The following is a 24,451-nucleotide window of genomic DNA, read 5'->3' as shown; positions in this document are numbered from 1 at the left end:
CGCCGAGCGGACACACTTTTTGCTACTTAACCCGACAAACATCTGGTAAAACAAAGAATCCCCAGCCCGTTTCCAGGCTGGGGATTAATTGTGGCCAGAAGCGGGATCGAACCGCTGACCTTCCACTTTTCAGGCGGACGCTCTACCGACTGAGCTATCTGGCCAGACTTGAAATTAATCAAGTGGCGACCCTGACGGGACTTGAACCCGCGACCTCCGCCGTGACAGGGCGGCGCGCTAACCAACTGCGCCACAGGGCCTTAAATGCTGTGCTCATCTTTCTGGATTACCAGCGCTGTGCACGAGTTGTTACTCTACAGAACAGCGTTGAACATAAGCAAATCGCCAGTTCATGGCGGATATTTTAAGTTGAAAACTGACATCCAGCCCCGGGTCTCGGGACAACCTAGACTGTGGCAAAAGCTCTCCCCACCAAACCCGGGTAAAGCCCCCCTCTCCCCCAGTGACACCGATGCGAGTTACTGACTACGTTTATGGCTGGCGGCGTTGGGGCGATGCAAGTTACTGACTACGTTTATGACAAAAATAGCCCGAAAAATGGCCTGAAAGTGTCATAAACTCATACAGTTTCACGTTTGCAGCCCGTAGTTTTTGGCTTCTCACCAGTCACCATCTTGAGAATCAGACACACTTTTTGTCCATTACCCACGCCGACGCCCAGCGCACCACTAACCAAAAGCAAAAAACGCCAGCTCCAACCGGAACTGGCGTTTAGAATTGCGACCCTGACGGGACTTGAACCCGCGACCTCCGCCGTGACAGGGCGGCGCGCTAACCAACTGCGCCACAGGGCCATCATGATTTTTAGTGGTACTCCCAACGGGATTCGAACCCGTGTTGCCGCCGTGAAAGGGCGGAGTCCTAGGCCTCTAGACGATGGGAGCCCGACTTAACGCTGCAAAGAGTTGGCCACTCAATGGCATATTCCGCGTACATCTGCAGTGTATGAACATTGCAATTGCGCGCGCTCTTAGCAACGTAAAGAACTATAGAGGATAAGTACCCTTTTCCCAAAATCTACGGTTGAACTGGAGTTTCTTACTATTTCCGCGGACGCTACTAGTACTCAGATAAACTCGCAACTATGGCAATTCCGGATTTCATTGTTCAGCTCCGCGAAAAAGTGGGCCACGCTCCGCTCTGGCTCCCCGGTGTCACGGCTATCGTCATTCGCGATGTTCCGCCGAATGCACCGATGTACGCCTTGCCCGAGGTCTTGCTGGTTCGTCGCTCCGATAATGGTGAATGGACCCCAGTCACCGGAATTATCGACCCGGACGAGCAGCCTCACGACGCCGCCGTGCGAGAGGTAAAGGAAGAAACGGGACTCGATGTCACAGTTGAGGCCCTGCTTGGCACTGGCGCCGTTGGCCCTATCGAACACCTCAACGGCGATGTTGCCTCATATCTGGATATCTCCATGCGCTGCAGTGTTGTTGGCGACGACGTCCCCTATGTCGCTGATGATGAATCCACTGATGTCGGATGGTTCCAGATCTCACAGATGCCACCGATGAAGCCACGCTTCCGCTTGATAGTCGCCGATGCAGTGGCGCAGCTCAAGCACCCGGCGGGCTTCAAGCCACGGATGGGCTACCACAAGCGGGAAAAATAGGTACCGCGGAGAGCAAATGCAGGCAAGATACGACAAAACCCCAGGCCGTTAATAACCTGGGGTTTTGCGTGCTTGTGGGCCCTGCGGGGCTCGAACCCGCGACCTGCGGATTAAAAGTCCGTAGCTCTACCAGCTGAGCTAAAGGCCCGCGCAACAAAATAGCCTAGCAATTACGCGCTTGTTTTTAATAATTGCCCTCCGCGAGTTTTGCCCTGCCCGCGTCGATAAGTTCACACCCCGGAACTTTTTACCCCTCCTGTCCGACTGAATTAATAAGCAGGAATACTGCGGGCACTTGATGCAGGCTTCGACAAATCCGACGAAGTACACGCATCGTTTATGTCTACTTTTTCAGTCGAGGAAACATGGATGTCGTCGATATATCTCGTTGGCAATTTGGCATAACCACCGTCTACCACTTCATTTTTGTCCCACTGACAATTGGTCTAGCTCCGCTCGTCGCGCTCATGCAGACACTGTGGGCCACGACGAAAAATGACCTTTGGTACCGAGCGACGCGGCTTTTCGGCACCATCTTCATTATTAACTTCGCCATGGGCGTAGCCACGGGTATCGTCCAGGAATTCCAGTTCGGTATGAACTGGTCGGAGTACTCCCGCATGATCGGTGATGTCTTCGGCGGCCCGCTGGCTCTTGAAGGCCTCATCGCATTCTTCCTGGAATCCACTTTCCTGGGACTGTGGATTTTCGGCTGGGGGCGTATTCCCACCTGGATGCACACGCTCTCGATTTGGATTGTCGCTATTGCGGTGAATATCTCGGCGTATTTCATCATCGTCGCCAATTCGTTCATGCAGCATCCTGTAGGCGCGGTCTACAACCCGGAAACCGGCCGCGCAGAGCTTACAGACTTTGGCGCACTGTTGACCAACTCCACTGCCTTGGCAGCTTTCCCGCATGCCGTGGCCAGCTCTTTCCTTACCGCCGGCACGCTCGTTGTCGGCGTCAGTGGCTGGTGGCTGGTTCAGAGCCGCCGCGGTGGCCAGAGCAATACTGTTCACGAACGGACGTTTCACAAGTCCATGAAGGTCGGGCTCTGGACAACTGTGCTCAGCTCGCTGGCGGTGTTTATCACCGGCGATATCCAGGCCAAGCTTATGTTCGAGCAGCAGCCGATGAAGATGGCATCGGCCGAGTCCCTGTGCCACACGCAGACAGATCCAATGTTCTCGATTCTGACCGTCGGTACGCACAACAATTGCGACTCGGTGCTGCATCTCATCGAGGTGCCATGGGTGCTGCCCTTCCTGGCCGAGGGCAAGTTCAGTGGCGTCACGCTCCAGGGCGTGCAGGACCTGCAAGAAAAAGCTGAGGCGGTCTTCGGCCCAGGCAATTACTCTCCGAATCTGTTCGTCACATACTGGTCTTTCCGCGCCATGATTGGGCTCATGGTCGGTTCTCTGGCTATCGCGTTTTTCGCTTGGCTATTTACTCGCAAGGGGCGCGTGCCGACGGGCAAGCGAGCCCGCATTTTCGCCGCTTGCAGTATCCTCGCGATTCCGTTCCCGTTCTTGGCCAGCAGCGCTGGCTGGATCTTTACGGAGATGGGCCGTCAGCCCTGGATTGTGCACCCGAACCCGGATCACGCGGGCGACCCGCGCACCGAGCTGATTCGCATGACCGTCGATATGGGTGTGTCCGACCACGCACCGGCCACGGTGATTATCACCCTGGTGGGCTTTACCCTGCTCTACCTGATTTTGGCAGTGGTGTGGTTCTGGTTGATTCGCCGCGCAGTTATTGCCGGACCTCCGACCGAATCCGCTGAGGCTATCAACGCCATCGGCAATGACCCCGAGCACGCTGGCCCGTCGTCACCAATCGCTACCAATCTGGGCGCGATCATCTCGTCTCCGGTTCGATTCAACAAGGTCCATGCCCAGTCCGCTGCCAGCCCCGACTCCGAAGTCTCCGCGACTGAGGACACAAAGTAGATAAGGATGTATCTCTGACATGTTCGGATTAGATCTTCCCGTTTTGTGGTTTGTCCTGATCGCGTTCCTGTTCGCCGGCTACTTCCTTCTCGAGGGCTTTGACTTCGGCGTCGGAATGCTGCTGCCGTTCGTTGGCCGCGATGAACCGCGTCGTAAAGCGATGCTCGGAACTATCGGGCCGGTATGGGACGGCAACGAAGTGTGGCTAATTACCGCTGGCGGCGCGCTCTTCGCGGCGTTTCCGGAATGGTATGCGTCTATGTTTTCCGGCTTCTACCTGCCGCTCTTCCTGATTCTGGTGGCGTTGATTGTCCGTATCGTCGGGCTGGAATGGCGCTTCAAAGTCAACGATGAGCACTGGCGCGCCTGGTGCGACCGCGCGATTATCTTCGGCTCCTGGCTGCCTCCAATTCTGTGGGGCGTAGCGGTCGCGAACCTGGTGCGCGGTGTCCCGCTGAATGCCGACAAGAACTTGGACTCCGGCTTTAGTACCCTGCTCGGGTTGCTGAACCCGTACGCTCTGGTCGGCGGGATTGCGTTTGCGGCTGTGTTCGCTCTTCACGCAGTTACGTTCCTGCGGCTGAAGACCGCCGGCAAGCTACGCGACGAGGTCGGCAACGCCGCTCGAATTCCGGCACTGTCGGCGCTGATTTTTGGCGGCGTGTTCCTCATCTGGACACAGTTGGGATACGGAAAGACCTGGCTGTGGGCTGTTGTCGTTATCGCCGTCGCGGGGCTGGTCATTGCCATCTCCGCAACCGTAGGCAACCGCGACGGCATCGCTTTTTCCGCAACCGCCGTCACCGTGACTGCCGTCACCACCGTTGTCTTCGGCGCCATGTACCCGTACCTGATGCCGACGACGCTTGCCGACGGCGTCTCCCTCGATATCTGGAATTCCGCCTCTAACCCTTACACGCTGAAAATCATGACCTGGACCGCGCTGGTGATTACCCCACTGGTGATTGCCTACCAGGCGTGGACATACTGGGTATTCCGCAAGCGGTTGATGGCTGAGCGTAAGGTCTCGCAGTAGACCGTCCGTTGGAGGTTAGTTTCTAAAAAGTGGCACCTGTCGATCCGAAACTATTCAAGCTGTCGGCCCCAGCCTGGCGTTGGGTCATTTTCGCGGGCGCACTGACCGCCGCGAGCACAGGTGCCACAATCGCGTTGGGGCTGGCAATCGGCACTATTACGGCGCAGGTTCTGGGTGAGGCAACTCCTAATTGGACATTATTCGCGCTGATAGCCACGGCCGCTGTACTCGTTCGGGTGGCCTGCTCCTACGCGCTCGTGCGTTTCGGCCAATCTGCGGGTGCACGCGTGGCCACAGACCTGCGCAGCCGGGCACTGCGAGCCCTGGCTCTGCGCGATCCTCGCACTGTCGACACCGCGCACTGGCGCGCATTGCTTTCGGTCGGGCTCGATGGTGTGGCCGTCTACGTGGCGGAATTCCTCCCCGCACTGGTGGCCGCAGCGCTGGCTACCCCGATGGCACTGGTCGCAGTCGCATGGTTGGACCTCCCATCGGTTGCCATCGCGGTTGTCACGCTGCCACTCATTCCACTGTTCATGTGGCTGGTAGGTCGCCTCACTGAGGGCCGCACAGAACGCCGTCTGGCCGACATCGGCACGGTGCGTGGTCAGATTCTCGACCTGGTCATCGGCCTGCCAACGCTCAAAGCGCACAACATGGCCGACACCCCCAGCGAGGAAATCAAGCGCCTGTCGACCCGCCACCGGAAATCCACCATGGAGGTCCTGCGCATCGCTTTCCTATCCGCGTCGGTCCTGGAATTCCTCACCACCCTGTCAATCGCCCTCATCGCCGTCGGCATCGGTTTCCGACTTCTGGGAGGCCACATGACGCTGGCAACCGGCCTGGCAGTGCTCATCATCGCCCCAGAAATCTATGGCCCGGTGCGCCAGGTTGGCCAGAAATTCCACGCCGCCCAGGACGGTGTGGTCGCTGCCACCGAAGTCACGGAACTGTTAGACAAGGACGCTGGCCAGACTCCAAACTCCACAGACACCACCTCTGAAACTGTGGAAGAGGTGGCCGAAGGAACGTCGTCAAGCAGTGTCCACAGCGCCCCCACGGTCGTGTTCGAACGCCTTTCCGCGCCGGGGCGAGACGGCGTGCGGCCAAGTGAATTAAGCGCCATCGCGCGGCCGGGCACAGTGACGGTGCTGGCGGGGCCGAACGGCGTGGGCAAGACGACAGCGCTGCTTGCGGTCGCCGGCATCGTGCACGAGGGGTTGAAAGGCTCCGTAACTATTCGCGACGGCCAGCGCATTCTCCGTGACCAGGATCTGCTGCGGCGCATCGCGTGGCTGCCCCAGCGCCCAGTGTTGGACGCAGCGACGGTGGGAGACAATTCGCGGCGCTCGCTCGGGCAACGTCAGCGGGAGGCGCTTCGGCGCGAGCTTGCCGACGACACCCGCGACCTCGTCCTCCTCGATGAACCGACAGCTCACCTGGATACCGACAGTGCGCAGTCCATGATTAGGCTCCTGCGCGCACGTGCCCGGCGCGGAGCCACGGTGATTGCCACCAGCCATGATCCGCTGTTGATTGCGGCCGCCGATGGTGTGGTGGAGGTGCAGTCGCGATGACTACTCTGCAAGCGCTTCGTCGCCTGGTGAAACCCCGCGACCTGGTGTGGCCGGTGTTGGCGGGCACCATCACGCTGCTGTCCGCGTTGAGCCTGACAGTGGTGTCGGCGTGGCTGATTACGCGTTCCTGGCAGATGCCGCCACTGATGGACATCACCTTGGCGGTCACGTCTGTGCGCGCGCTGGGTATTTCGCGAGCTGCGTTTCGATACCTCGACCGGTTGGTCTCCCACGATGTGGCGTTGCGAACCGCCGAGCGCTCGCGCGTGAAGCTATGGGAGCATTTCGTGGCCGACCGTACGCTGGCGCTGCGTGAGCGTTCCGATATTGTCACAGCGCTCGGGGCGAATATTGACGCACTTGCCGATGCCGTCGTGCGTTCAATAGTGCCCGCGTTGGTGGCGCTTATGACCTCCCTCATCGCCGTCATCTTTGTGGCTCTACTCTCGCCTGCCGCTGCGGTTCTCCTGGCGGTGGGACTGCTTCTGGCCGGCGGTGTTGCTCCTTACCTGACGTATCGCGCCACTGCGCGCTCAAGTCAGCGTCGCGCGGCCGCGCTTCAGTCGCATGCCGCTGCCGTCGAAGCGCTGCTTTCCGACGCCGCCGGCCTGCGTATCCACGGCCAGTTGGATGAGGCAGTCTCTGCCGCGTCATCCTCCAGCAAAACGGTTGCGGCCATCGATGACGCCGCAGGTCGAGCAAATGCCCGCGCCTCCGCACTGAGCACCGCGGCTAGCGTGTTGACCGCTGTCCTGACCGTGGTCGTAGCGTCGTGGTTAGTGACGGATTCGGCCGGGGGCGCTGGCGGCGGTTTGCTGCACTCTCCCGAGTGGCTGACGGTTCTGGTTCTGGTGCCGCTGGCGGCTTTTGAGTCGGTTGGTCCGCTGCCAGCTGCTGCGCAAACACTGGCGCAATCGAGGGAAGCCTTGCTGACGCTCGCGTCAAGTGCGAGTGAATCAGGGGAAGCGGATGCCATGCGCTCAGCCCCAGTCCCCACAGCGCCAATCCACACGTCCCCGCTCGCTCAGAACCACCTGACAGTTCGGCCAACTCTGCAGGTTCAAGACTTAATCGTGGGCTACCCCGACGACAACAGTTCGAATACTGCGGAAGAGCCCGCTGCCCAGCCAGCTCAACTGCCGATGCAAAACTTCGAGGTCACCTTTGGCGACTACCGGGAGATCACGGCGCCGTCGGGAAGCGGAAAGACCACGCTGCTGAAGACAATCGCCGGACTAATCCCGCCGGTTGCGGGCACGGTGACTATCACTGACGGAGACGGACGTGAGCTGTGGCGCAGTGCGGCAAGTGCCGGAGAGCCCCACGTAAACACGGAGCAGTGCGACTTGGTGCGTTTTATCGCCGAGGATGAGCACATTTTCGCCACGACGGTGCGGGACAACATCTCTATTGGTAACCCGCAGGTCAGCGACGATGACATCTACTCCGTACTGGACGCCGTGGGCCTGCGCAATTGGGTCGATGCCGCACCCGACGGCCTGGACACGATTCTGGACAGCGGCGCGGACAGTCTCTCGGGTGGTCAGCGGCGCAGGCTCATTCTCACCCGGGCACTTGTCAGCACAGCGCCAATCCTGCTTCTCGACGAACCCACCGAACACCTCGACGAAGAGTCGAACCACATCCTGGAAATTCTTCGGAATACCACCGACCTGCCCGGTGGGAGGGGTCGCCGGACGGTGATCGTCGTCAGGCATCCGCGGACGCAGCGCTAACCGGGGCGATTCAACCGGCCGCCCAAAACAGATTCGAAAACGGCAGTTCAGCGTGACACAATACTGTACGTGTTAGATACCTCCACGAGTCCACTCAGCGCCGCCAAGCCCGCCGATGCCACGTCCGCGCACATGCACATCGGCCCCTTTGAGCTCGCTTCCCCCGTGGTACTCGCTCCGATGGCCGGTGTCACCAACGTGGCATTCCGAACGCTGTGCCGCGAGCAGGAGCTGCAGCGTACAGGCACGGTCTCGGGCCTCTATGTCTGCGAGATGGTCACCGCGCGAGCACTGGTCGAGCACAACGAGAAGACCATGCACATGACCACCTTCGCGCCTGACGAAAACCCGCGCAGCCTGCAGCTCTACACCACTGACCCGAAGTGGACCTACGAGGCCGCAAAGATGATTGTCGACGAAAACCTCGCCGACCACATCGATATGAACTTCGGCTGCCCGGTACCGAAGGTCACTCGCAAGGGCGGCGGCTCGGCACTGCCGTATAAGCGCCGTCTCTTCGGCAACATCGTCGCCGCAGCGGTAAAAGCCACTGAGGGCACGGACATCCCGGTGACCGTGAAATTCCGCGTCGGTATCGACGACGAGCACCACACGCATCTCGATGCCGGCCGCATCGCCGCTGAGATGGGCGCCCAGGCTGTGGCTCTGCATGCCCGCACCGCAGCGCAGCGCTACTCCGGCCACGCTGACTGGTCGCAGATCGCGCGGCTGAAGGAGCACATGGTCGACTCCGGCTACAGCGATATCCCGGTGCTTGGCAACGGCGACATCTTTGCCTCCACCGATGCCCGCAAAATGCTCGACGAGACCGGCTGCGACGGTGTCGTCGTCGGTCGCGGCTGCCTTGGCCGCCCGTGGCTGTTCGCGCAGTTGTCCGCCGAGCTGCGTGGCGAAGAAGTGCCGCCGGCACCAACATTTGGTGAGGTCGCGGGGATTATCCGTCGTCACGCGGAACTGCTCGTGGAGCACGAGGGCGAGCGTAAAGGCTGCCGCGACCTGCGCAAGCACATTGCCTGGTACCTGCGGGGATACCCTGCCGGTAGTGAGGTGCGGAAGTCTCTTGCGCGCGTCGATTCGCTGGCAACGCTCGACGAGATTCTCGCACCGCTTTACGACGGCCCCAGCGCCCACGCCCGCCCGGAGGACGCCGACGGCGCCCGCGGCCGACAGGGGTCCCCTGCAAAGGTGGTATTGCCGGAGGGCTGGCTGGACGACCCGGAGGACGACACCGTGCCCGAGGGCGCGGAGATTATGCACTCCGGTGGCTAAGCTTCGGTTCTGAGCGAGTGTTTACATAACTTTACGAGGGGTAATTGGGGGCTCCCCACTAACGCGCGACGTTGTTGAGGATTGCCTACTATGGAACGCATGCGCACTGTCTACCGAGAACAAATGGACAACTTGGCCCACAGCCTGATTGTGATGTGTGACCGAGTTGGCTCCATGCACAAGCTTGCGAACAAGGCCCTCTTCGAGGCTGATTTGGTCTCGGCTGAAACAGTTCTTTCCCAGATTGATTCTCTCGAGGACCTGCGCCAGGATGCGGAGCAGCGAGCCTTCGAGCTGTTGGCCCGCGAAGCTCCTGTGGCTGGTGATCTCCGACAGATTGTCAGTGGCCTCTACATTGTCGAGGACATCTCCCGCATGGGCGCGTTGAGTGTGCATATTGCCAACGTTGCCCGGCGTCGCCACCCGAACAAGGCACTGCCGGAGCCCGTGGAGGGGTTCTTCCGCGAGATGGCCTCCGTATCTGAGCAGATGACGCATGAAACCCGTCAGGTGCTCATCGACTACGACGTTGACCAGGCATTGGCCTTGGATAAGACCGATGACAGCATCGATGACATTCACCAGCACCTGTTTACGCTGACCAACGACGATAATTGGCCGCACTCCCCTGCGCAGACAGTGGATGTCACTCTGCTGAGCCGCTTCTACGAGCGTTACGCGGATCACGCTGTCGAGGTTGCCGCCCGGATTATTTACCTGGCCACCGGTTACAAGCGCGATGTCTACCTGGACAAGCTCGAGGATGAGCGCGACCAGCGCAGCTTTAACCAACGCCTGCAGGCCTTGGAGCGTCACCTGCGGATGTAGGTTCGTGAAGCTGCAGGCTGTTGGGGGGGCTGTTGGGCTGCTCGGCGGGCTGGGTGTTGGGCTGAGCTGTAGGGATGTCGGGGGCTGTTGAGCTGCGTCGATGGGCCAACTGGCACGGGGTTTTAAACCGAAGTGGAGCTGTTTTTAAGCCACACCAGGCTAAACACTGCCCCAGCCACAACACCGCCTCAAACCGAGAAACTGACTAGGTTTATGACACTTTACCGCCTGTAAACGCTATTCACCTGTCATAAACCTAGTCAGTAACTGTTTGTGCGATTACTTTTCGCGTTAGATGTCTGGAGAATGCCGATTCCTATATCGTGTCCATCCCCGCGGCCCAAGAGACAGCCGCTACTCAAGAGACAGCAACAAAAGACTTCTTTGACATTAAATCTGGGGTGACTGCCAGAACTCCCTGATCTGCCCCATCAATGGGCACAACGATTACCACGTTACCTGCGATTTCGCCGTTCTCATACACCGTCTCGAGGGTGTCAAACTCGTCAGGCACCACCGCCCAAAGCTCCGTTTCGTCCGTGGTTTGGCCACCTGCAGTTACATAATTAATACCAAGCCAGGAACTCTGCCCCTGAGGGTCATTCCCCTTGTACTTTGCAGTAACATGCACAAGTCCGTATACAAACCCCTCTGGAGCAGGGTCATTGAACTGATTTTCCGCCAGAACCTCATCGTTAGCGTTTAGATTTACGCTATCGATAGTAATGGCCCACTGCTCACTTTCGATGGTCGTTCCAATCGGCAACGGATTCTCCCGACTACTGCCCGCAGCACCAGAATCGGAAGAATCAGATTTGCTTCCATCCGGGCTAGAGGCAGTCGTATCCCGATTGAACGCATCATCCACGGCATTGCCTACCGAAGAAACAAATACAATTGGCGCAATGAGCAATCCCAACACAGAAAGAATCAGAGCGATAAGAGCTGGTTTTTTGGTAGTTGCGCGCTGAAACAGTCCGACGACCGATAAAATAAATGCAACCGGTAGCGCCACCCAACCAATAATCAAAGCCCCCGGGATACAACCGAGTAAACCAATAATCGCAACTACAAGTGCAATGTAACCGACAATTGGCTTCGGCGCTTTCTCTTCGGCGATTACTGGCCAAGATTGCTCACCCACAGGGGAAAACTGAGGATTGAACTGCGCGTTTTGCTGGTTATCCATAATTGAATAACTCCTATGTAAATATATTTACCCAGATCCCTCTACAGTTTTCCGGGGGACGCTCGATTGCGTCTTCGGAAGATTACCCCGCCCGATAACAAACAGACAATTCCGCCCCAAAACAAACATTATTTTCACCCCCGGCCCCACACCGAAACAAACAGCAATCTCATAAACTGCAACAACAATAAGAACCCCGTACCTCGCGTGAACACGCGTGAAGTACGGGGCTCTTATTGGCTTATTACGGCATACGCAAAGCGTTTAGCCGAAGCGACCGGAGATGTAGTCCTCGGTTTCCTTCTTGTCTGGATTCTCGAAGATCTTCTTGGTCGGGCCAACCTCAACCAGGCGACCCGGCTTACCGGTTGCCTCGAGGGAGAAGAATGCGGTCTGATCGGACACACGAGCTGCCTGCTGCATGTTGTGGGTCACGATGACGATGGTGAATTCTTCCTTCAGCTCATGAATCAGGTCCTCGATTGCCAGGGTGGAAATCGGGTCCAGTGCGGAACACGGCTCATCCATCAGCAGAACTTCCGGCTCAACTGCAATTGCACGTGCGATGCATAGACGCTGCTGCTGACCACCGGAGAGGCCGCCACCCGGCTTGTCCAGGCGGTCCTTGACCTCATCCCAGAGGTTGGCGCCGCGCAGGGACTTCTCGGCAACCTCCTGGAGATGAGCCTTGTTTTTAACACCGGCCAACTTCAGGCCAGCCACGACGTTGTCCTCGATGGACATGGTCGGGAACGGGTTCGGACGCTGGAACACCATACCGATGGTGTTACGAACGGAGACCGGATCGATCTTCGGGCCATAGATGTTTTCGCCGTCGAGAAGCACCTCGCCAGTGACGTAGGCACCCGGGATGACCTCGTGCATACGGTTCAGCGAACGGAGCACGGTGGACTTACCACAGCCGGACGGGCCAATGAATGCGGTAACGGAACGCGGCGGGACGTGCAGGTCGACGTTCTGCACAGCGTGGAAATCGCCGTAGTAGATGTTGACATCGTTAAGGTCTAGGCGCTTAGCCATGGTCTTTCAAAAACCTTCCTTGAAATAGCGGACGTTAGGCGCCCAGCATTAACTGCTCTTGACGGAGAACTTGGCGGATACGAAGCGCGCCAGGATATTGATGAGGGCAATGATGAGAACCAGCGTGAGCGCTGCGCCCCACATCTTGTCGAATGCCGCACCGGTATTACCGGCCTTGTACATGTCCAGCATGAACAGCGGCAGCGAGGACTGCGACTGGCCGAACGGGTTATAGGTGATGATTCGCGAGGTTGCAACCAGGATCAGCATCGGTGCGGACTCACCCATGACGCGGGCGACGGCCAGCATGACGCCGGTGACGATGCCCGACAGTGCGGTCGGGAGCACAATCTTCAAAATGGTCTTCCACTTCGGAACACCCAGAGCGTAAGAGGCTTCACGCAACTCGTGCGGAACGATGCGCAGCATTTCCTCGGTGTTGCGCACAACGATCGGCAGCATCAGCAGAACCAGCGCCAGCGAGACAGCGAAACCGGAACGGCTCATGCCGAACATGACCACCCACATCGAGTAGATGAACAGCGACGCGACGATCGACGGCACACCGGAGCGGATGTCGACCATGAAGGTGGTGACCTTGCCCAGACGGGAGTTACCTGCATACTCGACCAAGTAGATGGCGACGAAGATACCGAACGGCACGGTCATGAGAGTCGTGACCAGAGCCTGAACCAAGGTACCGACGATTGCGTGAGCAACACCACCGGCAGACGCACCAACAGTGACACCACGCTGGGAAGCAGTCCACCACTCACCACTCAGCAGTGACGGGGTGCCTCGGACGACAAGCTCGAAGAGAACCCACACCAGCGGGATCAGGGCAAGAGCCATGCAGCAGTAAATGAGGACCGTGGAGACGTTGTCTGCCACCTTGCGGGAACCCTTAATTTGGGTGAAAGCCGACTCCGTGGTGGGGACCATGTCTGCAGGGCCGTGAGGCGAAGAATCAGTAGTTGAACTAGTCATTGTTACTTCTCGTTTCTTTTCCTACGACCTTGCTACTTCTTCGCAATCATTCGGGCTGCGGAGTTGACCACGAAGGTCAGCAAGAACAGCACCAAACCTGCGGACATGTATGCGCCGGCCTTGAGGTTGTCATTGAACTCTGGTGCCGCATTAGCAATTGCGGTTGCGAAGGTGGTACCACCATCGAAAAGCGAGCCACGGAATGCCGAGGACGGGGAGATCACGAGGTAGAGAGCCATCGTCTCACCGAGAGCACGTCCCAGACCCAGCATCGAGCCGGAGATAAAGCCAGAACGACCGAATGGCAGAATAGCCAGCTTGACCATCTCCCAACGGGTCGCACCGAGAGCCAGCGATGCCTCAATGTGACCACGCGGGGTCTGAACAAAGACCTCACGGGTGGTAGCCGCGATAACCGGCAGAATCATAATTGCCAGCACAATGCCACCGGTGAAGAGGTTTCGACCGGTCTCGAATGCCGGCGAGTTTGGGTACAGGGCAAACATCGGGATAAAGCCCAGTGTCTTAGCCAACCACCCGTACAGACCAGCCAAGGCCGGACCGAGAGCCATAAAGCCCCACAGACCGTAAACAATCGACGGCACTGCGGCCAGCAAATCCACGAGGTAACCCAGCGGCTTGACCATCTTCTTTGGAGCATAGGCAGTCAGGAAGATAGCAATACCCAGCGCAACCGGCATAGCCAGAATCAGCGCCAGGATGGAAACCGCGACGGTCACCAGAAACATGTTCGGAATACCGAAGTACATGGCGGAGGTATCCGCCAGGTTCCATCGTTCGGTGTAGGTGAAGAAGTTCGCTTCGTTACGGGACATTGCCGGAACTGCGCGCAGGAGCAGGAACACTGCAATTGCGATGATGGCAGCAGTCACCAATGCGGAAGATCCTACCGCCAGAATCTTGAAGATTCGGTCACCAGGACGAACAACGCCGGTCTGAATGGCTTGCTCTTCCGAGCTCTCGTCGCCGGAGGAATCCACCTGCGGTGCTGAGGACTGCAACAGACTGCTGTCTACAGCCTCCTGCTTCCCTTCAATGGGAGTCGAGGAACTCATGATCTCATTTCCTAAGTAGAAGTGATTTGTGCTTCAACGCACATGAAGACCGATTGGCCTCAGTACCCCTCTACGAGCGGTACCCAATCAACTGAGGTGTCGATATATAAAGCCAACCGGTCTACGTCAGGTTTTCGGCCTACAGCTCAAATCTGCGTGGCCGGCTGAAGTGACCCTCGCGCCAACTGGGGTAACGACAGAGCTCACTCTGCTTTCACCCGCGTTGCACGCAAAGAATTACTTGATAGCGTCAACCGCTGCGGACAGCTTGTCCTTGAACTCACCTTGAACCGGGATGTAACCCAGCTCTTCGAGCTCTGGGCCCTGGCCCTCTTCCAGAACAACCTTCAGGAAGTTCTTAACCAGGTCACGAGTCTGCTCGTCGTAACCAGCGGAGCAGACGATTTCGTAAGTGGTCAGAACCAGCGGGTAAGCGCCTTCCTCATCCATTGCGAACAGAGCGTCGGTGTCAACAACCATGTTGTGACCCTCAGTCTTGAACGTGACGGAATCCAGAGCCTTACCGACGGTGTCGTTGTTCAGCTCAACCGGACCATGACCGAAGTCCATCTTGGCGATGCCCAGGTCCTTGTCCTCAGCGAAGCCAGCCTCGACGTAGGTGATAGCACCGTCGATGTTGGCGACCTCGTTGACAACACCAGCCGAGCCGTTAGCACCCTGGCCAGTAGCAGTCGGGAAGGACTTGGAAGCCTCGTGCTGCCACTGCTCCGGAGCAGCTGCGCTCAGGAACTTCATGAAGTTATCAGTAGTACCGGACTCCTCAGAGCGGTAGACAACCTTGATGTCCTTCTCCGGAAGATCGACACCCTCGTTGACCTCAGCGATCTTCGGGTCGTTCCACTTGGTGATCTTGCCGTCGAAGATTTCAGCAACCAGAGCCGGGGTCAGAGCGACGTCAACACCCTCGAGGTTGTAGGCAACGGCAACCGGACCGATAACCATCGGCAGGTGCCATGCTTCATTGCCGTCGCAGCGCTTCTTAGCCTCTGCGACCTGGTCCTTGCCGTCCTTCTCCTTCAGCGGGGAGTCAGAGCCAGCGAAAGCAACGGTGCCGGCAATGAACTGAGTCTGACCGGAACCAGAGCCAGATGCGTTGTACGACAGGGTCGAGCCGGTCTCTTCAAACTTGGTGGCAAACAAATCCATGGCGCGCTGCTGCGAGGTAGCGCCCTCGCCCTGCAGCTCACCGGTGACGTCAGCCAGACCCTCAACGTTAGAAGCGCCTTCGCCGCCCTCTTCAGAGCAAGCAGCCAGGGTAAGGCTTGCAACAGCGGCCAAACCAATGACAGATGCCGCACGGTTCTTCTTCAGCACAGTAAATCCTCCGGGGTTTTACACAATGAGTGAAACAGTTCACGTGGAACCGCCACACTCCGGTCCACTGCGCTGAACCTATCTACCGATAGTAACCGGAACCTGTTCAGAACATTAACAATTGGTGAACGGCGCAAGTAATTCTTTATTTATCCTCATTTTCCCTGTAAGAGGCCCTAAAATGCGCCCCTGAAACACTGAGGATTGGACAGCATCTCCTCAAAAACACAAGAATCATTGCCCCCGCGCCAGAGGAAAACCACCTAAAACTGAGATAAAGCTAAGCTCCCCCTTCAACAACTCGCCTTCAATAACTCCCCCAATAAACCGAACCGTCGCATCTACGCGCCGTACATCACATCACGGCGGGCCACCTCGAAACCGACCGCACGGTACGTGCGCACTGCCGGCGCATTGTCGCCTTCCACATAGAGAATTACCTTTTCCGCTCCCCGGTTCCGGAGATAGGAAAGCCCAACATTGGTCAGCCATCGCCCCAGGCCACGTCCGCGTGCCTTCGAGCTCAGCCCGATCACATACACCTCACCAGTTGGCACAGACTCCTCGGCGTGCCACTTCGTCCAGTGGAAACCGCAAATCTCCTCCGCACTGTCGCGCGCCCCGGCCACATCCGCAGCAAAGAAAACGCCCTCCGGGTCGAACCACTGCACGTTTCGAGCTCGATCGAGTTGTGGCTGCGACCAACCACCCTGCTCCGGATGCCAGTCAAACGCCTCGTTATTCACAGCCAACCACGCCCGATCCACGGCCGCCTCACCCCACTTCGCACGTGCCGCAGTCAGGGTTAGCGCTTCAACATCATCACGCTTATCGACGTCCCCCGCCGCCTTCTCCAACGCTGAGCTCGAAATGGACATCTGCAACAGCTCGCGGATGACCTTGCGTCCCGTCAACTCTGCCAAACGACTGGCACCGGCAACATCTCCGTGAGCCCAGATAGGCAGGCGCTCGCCGACCTCAGCATCGATGTGCGCTAGCAGCTTCGCCCCCACTCCTTGCTTACGAAACTCCGGGTCAACAGCCATTTCCACAGCATCTGGCGCAACGGCTGCCAGGCCCAAGTAACGGTCGTTCTCAATAATCGCAAAGTGTCGATGCCCGAAAGAGTCGTCGTCAAGCCCTCGGACGAAAGCCTCGCCGAACGCCTCCACGCCGTCGGCGGAGTGGGCGTGCTGCAGTAGCGTATCGGCGGCGGTGGTGTCTACGTCAAGCAGTTCGGTTACGTTCATACGCCCCACCCTATACACAGCAGCGAATTCAACACTTCCCCGATGTCGTCTGAGCCAAAAGCGATGGGGTACTAATAGAGTGTGTCCATTTCCCGACGACAGAAGAAGATCGGTGGCTCTATCCTCGCCGTTGCCGCGCTGGTGATTGCCACCGACATGGGCTTCGCCAGCCATGCGGAGTACAAGCTCTCCGAGCATATTCAGGAGACTGCTCAGCTGGAGATGACCCCATACGTCGCCATTGGTGGCAAGGCCTACTTGTCTTCCTTTGTTACGGGTAAGTGGAGCTCCGTAACCTCGCGCATCCGCGATGTCGAGGTGCCCGACTTCGGCTTGGTATCTCTGGAGTACGGAGCTTCCAACGTTAAGATCCCGGCATCGGCAGTGCTCAGCGGTAATTTCCCAGAATCGCCGACGAAGCAGTACTTCACTAAGCTCTCGCTCGACGGTGTCTCTCTGGGAAACAAGCTGGGACTGACCGATTTGAGCATCCAGAGCCTGAAGGACTCCTCCCCCACCGGCGGCTGGGAGACCGAGGCTATCTTCGAGGCCACGCCAGCCGGATGGCAGGGAAAAACCCAGGTTACGGCGAAGTTGCGCATTGTCAGCCGCGACGTGGTCATTACGCCGATGGAGATTATTTCTGCGCCCTCGTCCCCAACGGATTCTAAAAGCCACATCAAACCTGAGCTGTCTGAGGCTGATACGCAGCACATCATGGACACCTTCGCTCTGACGCTGCGGGATTCAGAGATACCGATGGGCATGCCGGCGACTCGCGTGTACGTGTCGGGCGGTTCTATCACCATCGAAGGCGAACAGATTCTGTGCACCGTGTCGCCAACAAACTTCATGCCGCCGACATCCCAGCAGGATGCCGAGGCGTCAGCTCAATCCACGGAGAAGCTGCCGGAGAAGAACTGTCGGGTGCGTCGCTAAGGCCGTCGTCAAGCATCGCCGTTAAGCGTCGGTGCAGCGTTAGCACCATGCGACAACAGCCCATACATGGCCACAAGAGCTTCAGCGGTAGAGTGTGAAGCATGACCGAGAAGAATGGCAGCAACCAGACAGACGCCGCTGCACAGGAGCCTGCAGCTGCGGAAGCCCCTCGCCTCGACGGCAACGAGGCCATCAACCGCGCGGCCGAACAGGCCAAGAGCACCGCTACGCGCAACATCACTGAGCTTGAGGGGCTCCCGATCCCTGACGAGACCGCTAACCTGCGCTTCGGCCCGAATATTCACGACGGCCTGCTGGCACTACTGCCGCTGGTCGGCGTGTGGCGCGGTGAGGGGCAGGCAAACACCGTCGTCGACGGTGAGTACAACTTCGGCCAGCAGGTTATCTTCAGCCACGATGGCGAGAACTACCTGAAGTATGAGTCGCGCATCTGGAAGCTGGATGAAGAAGGCAAACCAACCGGCCCTGACCAGCGCGAAACGGGATTTTGGCGCATCAACAACGATGACGAGATTGAGTTCATCTGCGTCCACTCCACCGGCGTCACTGAGATTTACTACGGCAAGCCGGTCTCTGAGCGCGCATGGGAGCTGCAGGCAGCCTCCACAATGGTCACTGCTACCGGTCCAGCATCACTTGGCCCGGGCAAGCGCCTCTACGGCCTGATGCCGAACAACGATCTCGGCTGGGTGGACGAGCGCCTGCGGGATGAGGAATTCACTCCCCGTATGTCCGCGCAGCTTAAGCGTTACGCAGGCTAGGTTCTCCCCCGCTTTACGACGGGCGCTGTGTGGCCTGGCTGCGGGGCCCTATTACTTTGCGCACTACGGCTTGGCGCCCTACTGCGACAAGCCCTACTGCGTCGCCAGCGCCTCGTCACACAGGTCACGGAATTCCTTTTCCGCGGCTACATCCGGCTGTCGAATGGGCTCACCATCGATGGACTTAACCACGACCGCGATGCGCACCGAGGACACTAGCCACACCGCATCAGCGGTGAATAGGTCCCTTGGTACCAGAACCGTCGGAGTGACTTTCCAGCCGCAGTTGGCAGCTGTTTCAAACAGCGCTGCCTGAGTCGTGCCCGGCAGCACTCCTTCACCGGGGTTGGGGGTCAGCAGCTCATTGCCGCGCTGAACGATGATGGTCGATGTCGGGCCTTCCAGGAGCTTTCCCTCTGCGGAGGTGAAGATGACATCGTCAAAACCCTTGGACTTGGCATAGCGTAATGCGGCCATATTAGCTGCGTATGACAACGTTTTCGCGCCGATGAGCGCCCACGGTGCACGGGAGCCAAGGTCGAGCGAGAAACCACGCTCTGCAAGCATGACCGATACCGGCTTCAGGCGATTTTCCGCCACCTTTTCCGCGGAGCTTGCCAAAACGTAGCCAGTCGGCCTTCCAGTGGACTCGCGACCACGCGAGTAAACCCACCGCAACGTCGCATCCCCCTCAATTGACCTATCGCGCAACTCCCGTAGTGCAACCTCGGTAGCCGCCCGCCATTGCTCCAGATCCGGGGTTGGCAAATCCAGCATTAGCGCTGACGATGCGAACCGCTTCTCGTGCCGGTCGGTATTACAGGTATGACCACCCCTGACCAGGAGTGTTTCAAAAACTCCGTCGCCGCGAATAGCCCCGAGATCATCCGCGTAGAGGAACGGCTGTCCTGCCTCGACAGCAATCGGGCCACCGTCTGCGAAGACGTCGATAAGCACTAGAGAAGAAAGCGAATCCGTCATACCTCCAAGCTTAATCCATGCTTAATTTGGGGATTTCTGGTTAACATGAGGGAGTGAGTGTTGAGTATGTAAGTCCTTTGATGTCTCACGTGGCTGGTGCCGCCGCCCTCGAATTGGGCGGACAGACGGAAGGTTCAGAGAAGGCTCCAGAGAACGCCCCAGACGGAACCTCAGAGAAAAACGTCGAGCAAACCACAGGGCAAGCTAGCGTGGCATGGCACTACGGCCGTCCACTGATAGAGCAACGTCATCTACAAGAGGACTGCGGAGTAGTAGATCGCTCGTACTACCGCGTTATTGAGGTTACTGGCGAGGATCGCCTGACCTACCTCAACACACTTTTTTCACAGAAGGTCGACGATGCCACCCCCGGCACTGTCACTGAAGCACTGAACCTGGATGCAAACGGTCACGTTCTCCATCACATGACGTTGACTGTTTTGGACGATTCCGTGCTTATCGACGTGCCCCCTGCCGGCTTCGACTCCCTGTTGAAGTACCTGAACATGATGGTGTTCTGGTCCAAGGTGGAAATTGCTGAGGTAGAAAGGGCGATTATTTCCGTCATGGGGCCGAATGCCCCTGAGGTCCTGGTAGCCGCTGGTCTCGCATTCCCGCAGGTGGGTAAAGCTACGACTGTGGGACATTCCTACGTCCGGCACCTGCCGTGGCCACGCGGCGGGCGTGTGGATGTGCTCGTACGCCGACAGGATTTAGTCGGTGCTTGGGACGCGCTGGTGGCCGCTGGCGCCTCCCCAGTCGGCCTGATGGGCTGGGAGGCCGAACGCGTAGTCTCCTTGCGGCCCGAGCTGGGAATCGACGTAGACGAGAAGATGATTCCGCATGAGGCTCCCCGCTGGATTGCTTCTGAATTCGACACGGCTGCCGTGCACTTGGACAAGGGCTGCTATCGCGGCCAAGAGACGGTATCACGTGTCCACAATGTTGGTCGCTCCCCACGAATTTTGGTGATGCTGCAGCTCGACGGCTCGGCCACCCTGCCGGAAACCGGCAATCCAGTGATGATGGGCAAGCGCGCCGTGGGCCGCGTGGGCACCGTCGTGCAACATGCCGATTACGGCCCGATTGCTTTGGCTCTGCTTAAACGCTCAGCTCAGGAGCGCGAGGGCCTTGTGGTGGGTGACTGCGCCGTGGCCGTCGACCCTTCCTCCATCGACCGCGTTGAGCAGCTGCCGCCGGGCCGTGTGGCCATCAACCGCCTGCGTGGGAAATAGGTAACAGGAAATAGGTAAAGCCACCAGACAGAGTGGTGAAAAAATAACTTTTTCCATTCTTTTTCAGAAAGGATATTTCCCCAGGTCACTACACATATTGAGTTGCCTGATCGCGAGGACACAACCCACTATGGGCCTCCCCGCGTAACCCCTTCGTCTAAAAATCGGCTATGGTGTCTTACAGGAATTAACGCAATAAGACATAAGTGGGTCGGCCGTATCCCCGTGCCGTCCCACGGATTACACAAGGGGGTCAGGCCATGGGTCGCGGCCGTGCGAAAGCAAAGCAGGCGAAGGTTGCCCGTCAGCTCAAGTACGATTCACCAGAAATGGATTTGGAACGTCTGCAGCGGGAACTCGTCGGCAAGTCGAACGAGTCCGATCGAGACGACTATTACTCTGACTGGGAGGAATGGGCCTCAGGCGCTGGTCGCGACAGCTAGCGCAAGCTAACCGCTGTCGTATTTTCCGCAAAGCGTTTCTATTTCAATAAAACAAGCACCCACCAACGATTCCGTTGGTGGGTGCTTGCTTTTGCTTAGTCGACTGCGATTATGTTCGGCCGTTTATGCTCGGCCGCAGCGGATCAATCCGAGTTACTGACTGCGTTTATGACAAAAATCGCCCAAAAAACGGCTCGAAAGTGTCATAAACTCATACAGTTTCACATTTGCAGCCCGTGGTTTTCTGGGATCTCCGTTGTGCAACCCGCATCCCGGCCGCCCGTCGCAGTAAACCGACGGCCGGCCGAACCTAGAAGCGCGGGTGGCTGCCGCGCAAAACAGCCCCGTCCTCGCCCGCCTCGCTCTTGCGTACAGTACCCAGCTCCCAAGCGTTGATGTGGCGGGCAGTCAGCAGAGCCAGGGCACGATCGCGGTCCTCTGCGGAAACAATCGCAACCATGCCAACACCCATGTTGAAGGTCTTCTCCATCTCCTCGCGGGAGACGTTGCCGAGCTCAGCAATGGTCTTGAAAATCGGACCCGGGGTCCAAGTTGCGCGGCTCATGTCGGCGGTCAGGCCTTCCGGCATGATGCGAACCATGTTGCCAGCCAATCCACCACCGGTGACGTGGCAGAAAGTGCGGACCTCGGCCTCGTTCATGAGAGCCAGGCAGTCCTTCGCATAAATCTTGGTTGGCTCCAGCAGCTCCTCACCGAGGGTACGTCCGAAGTCTTCGACGTATCCGTCGAGCTCCAGACCGGCCTTTTCCAGGAGAACGTAGCGAGCCAGCGAGTAGCCATTGGAGTGAAGTCCAGAGGACTCCATGGCGATAATGACATCGCCCTCACGCACGCGGTCCGGGCCGAGAAGCTTGTCCTCTTCCACGACACCGACGCCGGTAGCGGAGACATCGTACTCGCCTGGTTCCATCACACCCGGGTGCTCTGCAGTCTCGCCGCCCAGGAGAGCGCAACCCGCCTGGACGCATCCCTCGGCGATGCCGGAAACGATCTCGGCGACGTGCTCCGGCACGACCTTGCCAATTGCGATGTAGTCCTGCAGGAACAGCGGCTCGGCGCCGCACACGACCAGGTCATCGACGACCATGGCGACCAGGTCCAGGCCGATGGTGTCGTGCTTGCCGACGGCCTGCGCCACGGCCAACTTGGTCCCCACACCATCGGAGGATGCGGCCAGCAGCGGCTTTTCGTAGTTGCCCAGTGCAAACAGGCCGGCAAAACCGCCGAGCCCGCCACGGACCTCTGGGCGAGTGGCCTTCTTGGCAATCGGGGCGAATAGTTCAACGGCGCGGTCGCCGGCTTCGATGTCGACGCCGGCTGCAGCGTAGGAAGCACCAGAAACGTTCTCGGTCATTAGAGGCTCTCGCTTTAAACTTTCTCCCCCGGGCGGCGTTACTGCCGTATCCGGGAGTATTGGCGGACCGGGAACAAAGCAACGGCTGCAATCCACAGCACCGCTTGCGCTTTGTTCTCGGTTCAGTTCTCGTAGTTCATTCTAAGGAGGTTTCGAGGCTAATTGCTCGTTGCGGCTTTGGCAGCCTGGGCTGCCTGCATCCTCTCCACAGCTGCCGCATTCGGATTGCCCTCCGGCAGACCCAACGGGTACTTGCCATCGAAGCAGGCACAACAGACTTCGGTCTTTGCCTGCTCGGAAGCGGCGACCATGCCATCGATGGAGACAAATCCCAGGCTGTCGGCGCCAATCGCGGTTGCGATACCGGCGACGATGTCATTCTCATCTACGCCGTTGGCCAACAGCTCGCCCGGAGAGGCGAAGTCAATGCCGTAGAAGCACGGCCATTTCACCGGCGGCGCGGCGATGCGCACGTGCACTTCCTTTGCACCGGCCTCACGCAGCATGCGAATCAGGGCACGCTGAGTGTTGCCGCGGACGATGGAGTCATCGACCACGACCAAGCGCTTACCGGCGATAACTTCCTTCAGCGGGTTCAGCTTCAGTCGGATGCCCAGCTGACGAATCGTCTGCGAAGGCTGAATGAAGGTACGCCCCACGTAGCCGTTTTTGGTCAGCCCCTGTCCAAACGGGATGCCCGATTCCTGGGCGTAGCCAACAGCGGCCGGGGTACCGGATTCCGGCACCGGCATCACCAGGTCACCGTCAGCCGGGAACTCGCGGGCCAACTGGCGGCCCAGCTCAAGACGCACCGCGTTGACGGAGCGACCACGGATGTTGGAGTCCGGGCGCGCCAGGTAGACGTACTCAAAAATGCATCCAGCGTGGGTGGTCTCGGCAAAACGCTGCGAACGCACACCGGAAGCATCAATGGTCACCATCTCGCCTGGCTCGATCTCGCGGACGAACGATGCACCGACGATATCCAGCGCGCAAGTCTCGGATGCGACTACCCAGCCACCGGACAGGCGCCCCAGGCACAGCGGGCGCACACCGTATGGGTCACGCGCGGCGTACAGCGTCTCGCCATCGGTGAAAGTAAGACAGAAAGCGCCCTTCAAACGCGGCAGCAGTGCCATCGCGGCCGCTTCTACATTGGTGCTGCAGCCGTAATCTTCGGGGTGGTCAATCTTGCCGGTTTCGTCGGCAAGCAAAGTGGTCATGATTGCGGAGTCACTGGGCAGCTCGCCCTCTTCACGCAGCAGGCCCTTGTCGACCGCCTCATGGAACAGCGTGAGGTGGTTGGTCAGGTTGCCGTTGTGCCCCAGCGCGATGTCCGTGCCGTCGGAGGCCATCTGGAACATCGGCTGTGCATTCTCCCACGCAGGAGCGCCAGCGGTGGTGTAGCGCGTGTGCCCCACCGCTACGTGCCCCTTCAGAGCGTCGAGCGTCTGCTCATCAAAAACCTGGGAAACAAGGCCCAGGTCCTTGAATACGAGAATTTGGTCGCCGTCGCCGACTGCGATACCGGCGGCTTCCTGGCCGCGATGCTGCAGGGCAAACAGGCCATAGTAGGTGAGTTTGGACACGTCTTCGCCAGGTGCCCAAACGCCAAAAACGCCACATTCTTCGCGCGGGGATGTCTCCCCCAAATCGTCGTATGGCGAAATTGGCAAAAGTTTGGTCTTTGGTGCACCTGAAATGTTGGTATCGGCCACGACATTCACACTAATAGCCCCACCCGCCTGGGCACCAAT

Annotated in this window: 20 protein-coding genes and 5 tRNA genes; 11 read left to right on the top strand and 14 right to left on the bottom strand. The window is 58.6% G+C overall.

Annotated elements, in window-relative coordinates; all coding sequences use genetic code 11:
- Positions 1–91: 91 nt before the first annotated feature.
- The 4 genes from HMPREF2878_RS09360 to HMPREF2878_RS09345 form a co-directional block, all read right to left on the bottom strand.
- Positions 92–164 (bottom strand) — tRNA-Phe (locus HMPREF2878_RS09360).
- A gap of 19 nt (positions 165–183) precedes the next feature.
- Positions 184–260 (bottom strand) — tRNA-Asp (locus tag HMPREF2878_RS09355).
- A 481-nt stretch (positions 261–741) separates the two neighbouring features.
- Positions 742–815 (bottom strand) — tRNA-Asp (locus HMPREF2878_RS09350).
- Between the two features lie 14 nt (positions 816–829).
- A tRNA-Glu gene (locus tag HMPREF2878_RS09345) sits at positions 830–905 on the bottom strand.
- A gap of 200 nt (positions 906–1,105) precedes the next feature.
- Here HMPREF2878_RS09345 and HMPREF2878_RS09340 point away from each other — a divergent pair.
- Positions 1,106–1,636, top strand: a complete 531-nt coding sequence (locus HMPREF2878_RS09340) for an NUDIX hydrolase (RefSeq protein WP_016421372.1) — start codon at positions 1,106–1,108, stop codon at positions 1,634–1,636.
- Positions 1,637–1,711: 75 nt separating this feature from the next.
- Here HMPREF2878_RS09340 and HMPREF2878_RS09335 read toward each other — a convergent pair.
- Positions 1,712–1,784, bottom strand: a tRNA-Lys gene (locus HMPREF2878_RS09335).
- A 217-nt stretch (positions 1,785–2,001) separates the two neighbouring features.
- Here HMPREF2878_RS09335 and HMPREF2878_RS09330 point away from each other — a divergent pair.
- The 6 genes from HMPREF2878_RS09330 to phoU all read left to right on the top strand — a co-directional run bounded on the left by HMPREF2878_RS09330 (position 2,002) and on the right by phoU (position 10,061).
- Positions 2,002–3,591: a cytochrome ubiquinol oxidase subunit I gene (locus HMPREF2878_RS09330; protein WP_070643088.1), complete on the top strand. Its 1,590-nt coding sequence runs from the start codon at positions 2,002–2,004 to the stop codon at positions 3,589–3,591.
- Between the two features lie 19 nt (positions 3,592–3,610).
- Positions 3,611–4,627 (top strand): cytochrome d ubiquinol oxidase subunit II, encoded by a 1,017-nt coding sequence (cydB, locus tag HMPREF2878_RS09325; protein WP_016421374.1) that lies wholly within the window; start codon positions 3,611–3,613, stop codon positions 4,625–4,627.
- Positions 4,628–4,656: 29 nt separating this feature from the next.
- A complete protein-coding gene (locus tag HMPREF2878_RS09320; RefSeq protein ID WP_083310843.1) occupies positions 4,657–6,207 on the top strand; it encodes an ABC transporter ATP-binding protein/permease in 1,551 nt (516 codons plus the stop codon).
- Complete coding sequence (cydC, locus tag HMPREF2878_RS09315; RefSeq protein ID WP_070653395.1) at positions 6,204–7,943, top strand: thiol reductant ABC exporter subunit CydC; 1,740 nt, start codon at positions 6,204–6,206, stop codon at positions 7,941–7,943. The genes HMPREF2878_RS09320 and cydC overlap by 4 nt, the downstream gene beginning before the upstream one ends.
- A gap of 132 nt (positions 7,944–8,075) precedes the next feature.
- Positions 8,076–9,233, top strand: coding sequence for a tRNA dihydrouridine synthase DusB (gene dusB, locus HMPREF2878_RS09310; protein ID WP_042388893.1), 1,158 nt, complete (start codon positions 8,076–8,078; stop codon positions 9,231–9,233).
- A 90-nt stretch (positions 9,234–9,323) separates the two neighbouring features.
- A complete protein-coding gene (gene phoU / locus HMPREF2878_RS09305) occupies positions 9,324–10,061 on the top strand; it encodes a phosphate signaling complex protein PhoU (RefSeq protein WP_080969597.1) in 738 nt (245 codons plus the stop codon).
- Between the two features lie 358 nt (positions 10,062–10,419).
- Here the strand turns inward: phoU and HMPREF2878_RS09300 are convergent, their stop codons facing one another.
- The 6 genes from HMPREF2878_RS09300 to mshD all read right to left on the bottom strand — a co-directional run bounded on the left by HMPREF2878_RS09300 (position 10,420) and on the right by mshD (position 16,939).
- The gene (locus HMPREF2878_RS09300) at positions 10,420–11,250 is read right to left on the bottom strand and encodes a hypothetical protein (protein ID WP_083310842.1); all 831 of its coding nucleotides are present in this window, start codon (positions 11,248–11,250) and stop codon (positions 10,420–10,422) included.
- A 264-nt stretch (positions 11,251–11,514) separates the two neighbouring features.
- A complete protein-coding gene (gene pstB, locus HMPREF2878_RS09295; protein ID WP_016421380.1) occupies positions 11,515–12,291 on the bottom strand; it encodes a phosphate ABC transporter ATP-binding protein PstB in 777 nt (258 codons plus the stop codon).
- Positions 12,292–12,339: 48 nt separating this feature from the next.
- Positions 12,340–13,233, bottom strand: coding sequence for a phosphate ABC transporter permease PstA (gene pstA / locus HMPREF2878_RS09290; RefSeq protein WP_070653399.1), 894 nt, complete (start codon positions 13,231–13,233; stop codon positions 12,340–12,342).
- Positions 13,234–13,310: 77 nt separating this feature from the next.
- On the bottom strand, positions 13,311–14,354 hold the full coding sequence (gene pstC / locus HMPREF2878_RS09285) for a phosphate ABC transporter permease subunit PstC (RefSeq protein ID WP_049173061.1): 1,044 nt from the start codon (positions 14,352–14,354) through the stop codon (positions 13,311–13,313).
- Between the two features lie 237 nt (positions 14,355–14,591).
- Positions 14,592–15,689, bottom strand: a complete 1,098-nt coding sequence (pstS, locus tag HMPREF2878_RS09280) for a phosphate ABC transporter substrate-binding protein PstS (protein WP_016421383.1) — start codon at positions 15,687–15,689, stop codon at positions 14,592–14,594.
- A gap of 341 nt (positions 15,690–16,030) precedes the next feature.
- Positions 16,031–16,939, bottom strand: a complete 909-nt coding sequence (gene mshD / locus HMPREF2878_RS09275; RefSeq protein ID WP_070653393.1) for a mycothiol synthase — start codon at positions 16,937–16,939, stop codon at positions 16,031–16,033.
- An 81-nt stretch (positions 16,940–17,020) separates the two neighbouring features.
- Here mshD and HMPREF2878_RS09270 point away from each other — a divergent pair, with 81 nt between their 5' ends.
- Positions 17,021–17,878, top strand: coding sequence for an LmeA family phospholipid-binding protein (locus tag HMPREF2878_RS09270; protein WP_070653392.1), 858 nt, complete (start codon positions 17,021–17,023; stop codon positions 17,876–17,878).
- 101 nt (positions 17,879–17,979) lie between these two features.
- Positions 17,980–18,660 (top strand): heme-binding beta-barrel domain-containing protein, encoded by a 681-nt coding sequence (locus HMPREF2878_RS09265; protein ID WP_070653389.1) that lies wholly within the window; start codon positions 17,980–17,982, stop codon positions 18,658–18,660.
- Between the two features lie 93 nt (positions 18,661–18,753).
- Here the strand turns inward: HMPREF2878_RS09265 and HMPREF2878_RS09260 are convergent, their stop codons facing one another.
- Positions 18,754–19,641, bottom strand: coding sequence for an aminodeoxychorismate lyase (locus tag HMPREF2878_RS09260; RefSeq protein WP_070653387.1), 888 nt, complete (start codon positions 19,639–19,641; stop codon positions 18,754–18,756).
- Positions 19,642–19,721: 80 nt separating this feature from the next.
- Between HMPREF2878_RS09260 and HMPREF2878_RS09255 the strand changes: the two genes are divergently transcribed.
- Together HMPREF2878_RS09255 and HMPREF2878_RS09250 are read left to right on the top strand one after the other, a co-directional pair.
- A complete protein-coding gene (locus tag HMPREF2878_RS09255; protein WP_246821953.1) occupies positions 19,722–20,876 on the top strand; it encodes a CAF17-like 4Fe-4S cluster assembly/insertion protein YgfZ in 1,155 nt (384 codons plus the stop codon).
- A gap of 260 nt (positions 20,877–21,136) precedes the next feature.
- Positions 21,137–21,319: a DUF3073 domain-containing protein gene (locus HMPREF2878_RS09250; protein ID WP_005511943.1), complete on the top strand. Its 183-nt coding sequence runs from the start codon at positions 21,137–21,139 to the stop codon at positions 21,317–21,319.
- Positions 21,320–21,629: 310 nt separating this feature from the next.
- Here HMPREF2878_RS09250 and purM read toward each other — a convergent pair whose 3' ends face one another.
- Both purM and purF read right to left on the bottom strand, forming a co-directional pair.
- Positions 21,630–22,694, bottom strand: a complete 1,065-nt coding sequence (gene purM, locus HMPREF2878_RS09245) for a phosphoribosylformylglycinamidine cyclo-ligase (RefSeq protein ID WP_016421389.1) — start codon at positions 22,692–22,694, stop codon at positions 21,630–21,632.
- A gap of 158 nt (positions 22,695–22,852) precedes the next feature.
- Positions 22,853–24,421: an amidophosphoribosyltransferase gene (gene purF, locus HMPREF2878_RS09240; RefSeq protein WP_049193817.1), complete on the bottom strand. Its 1,569-nt coding sequence runs from the start codon at positions 24,419–24,421 to the stop codon at positions 22,853–22,855.
- Positions 24,422–24,451 lie beyond the last annotated feature (30 nt).

It is taken from the genome of Corynebacterium sp. HMSC065H09 (genome assembly GCF_001812845.1).
Taxonomy (GTDB): Bacteria; Actinomycetota; Actinomycetes; order Mycobacteriales; family Mycobacteriaceae; genus Corynebacterium; species Corynebacterium jeikeium_D.
Note: the sequence above shows the minus strand (reverse complement) of the source record. Positions and strands in the feature narration are given on the sequence as shown.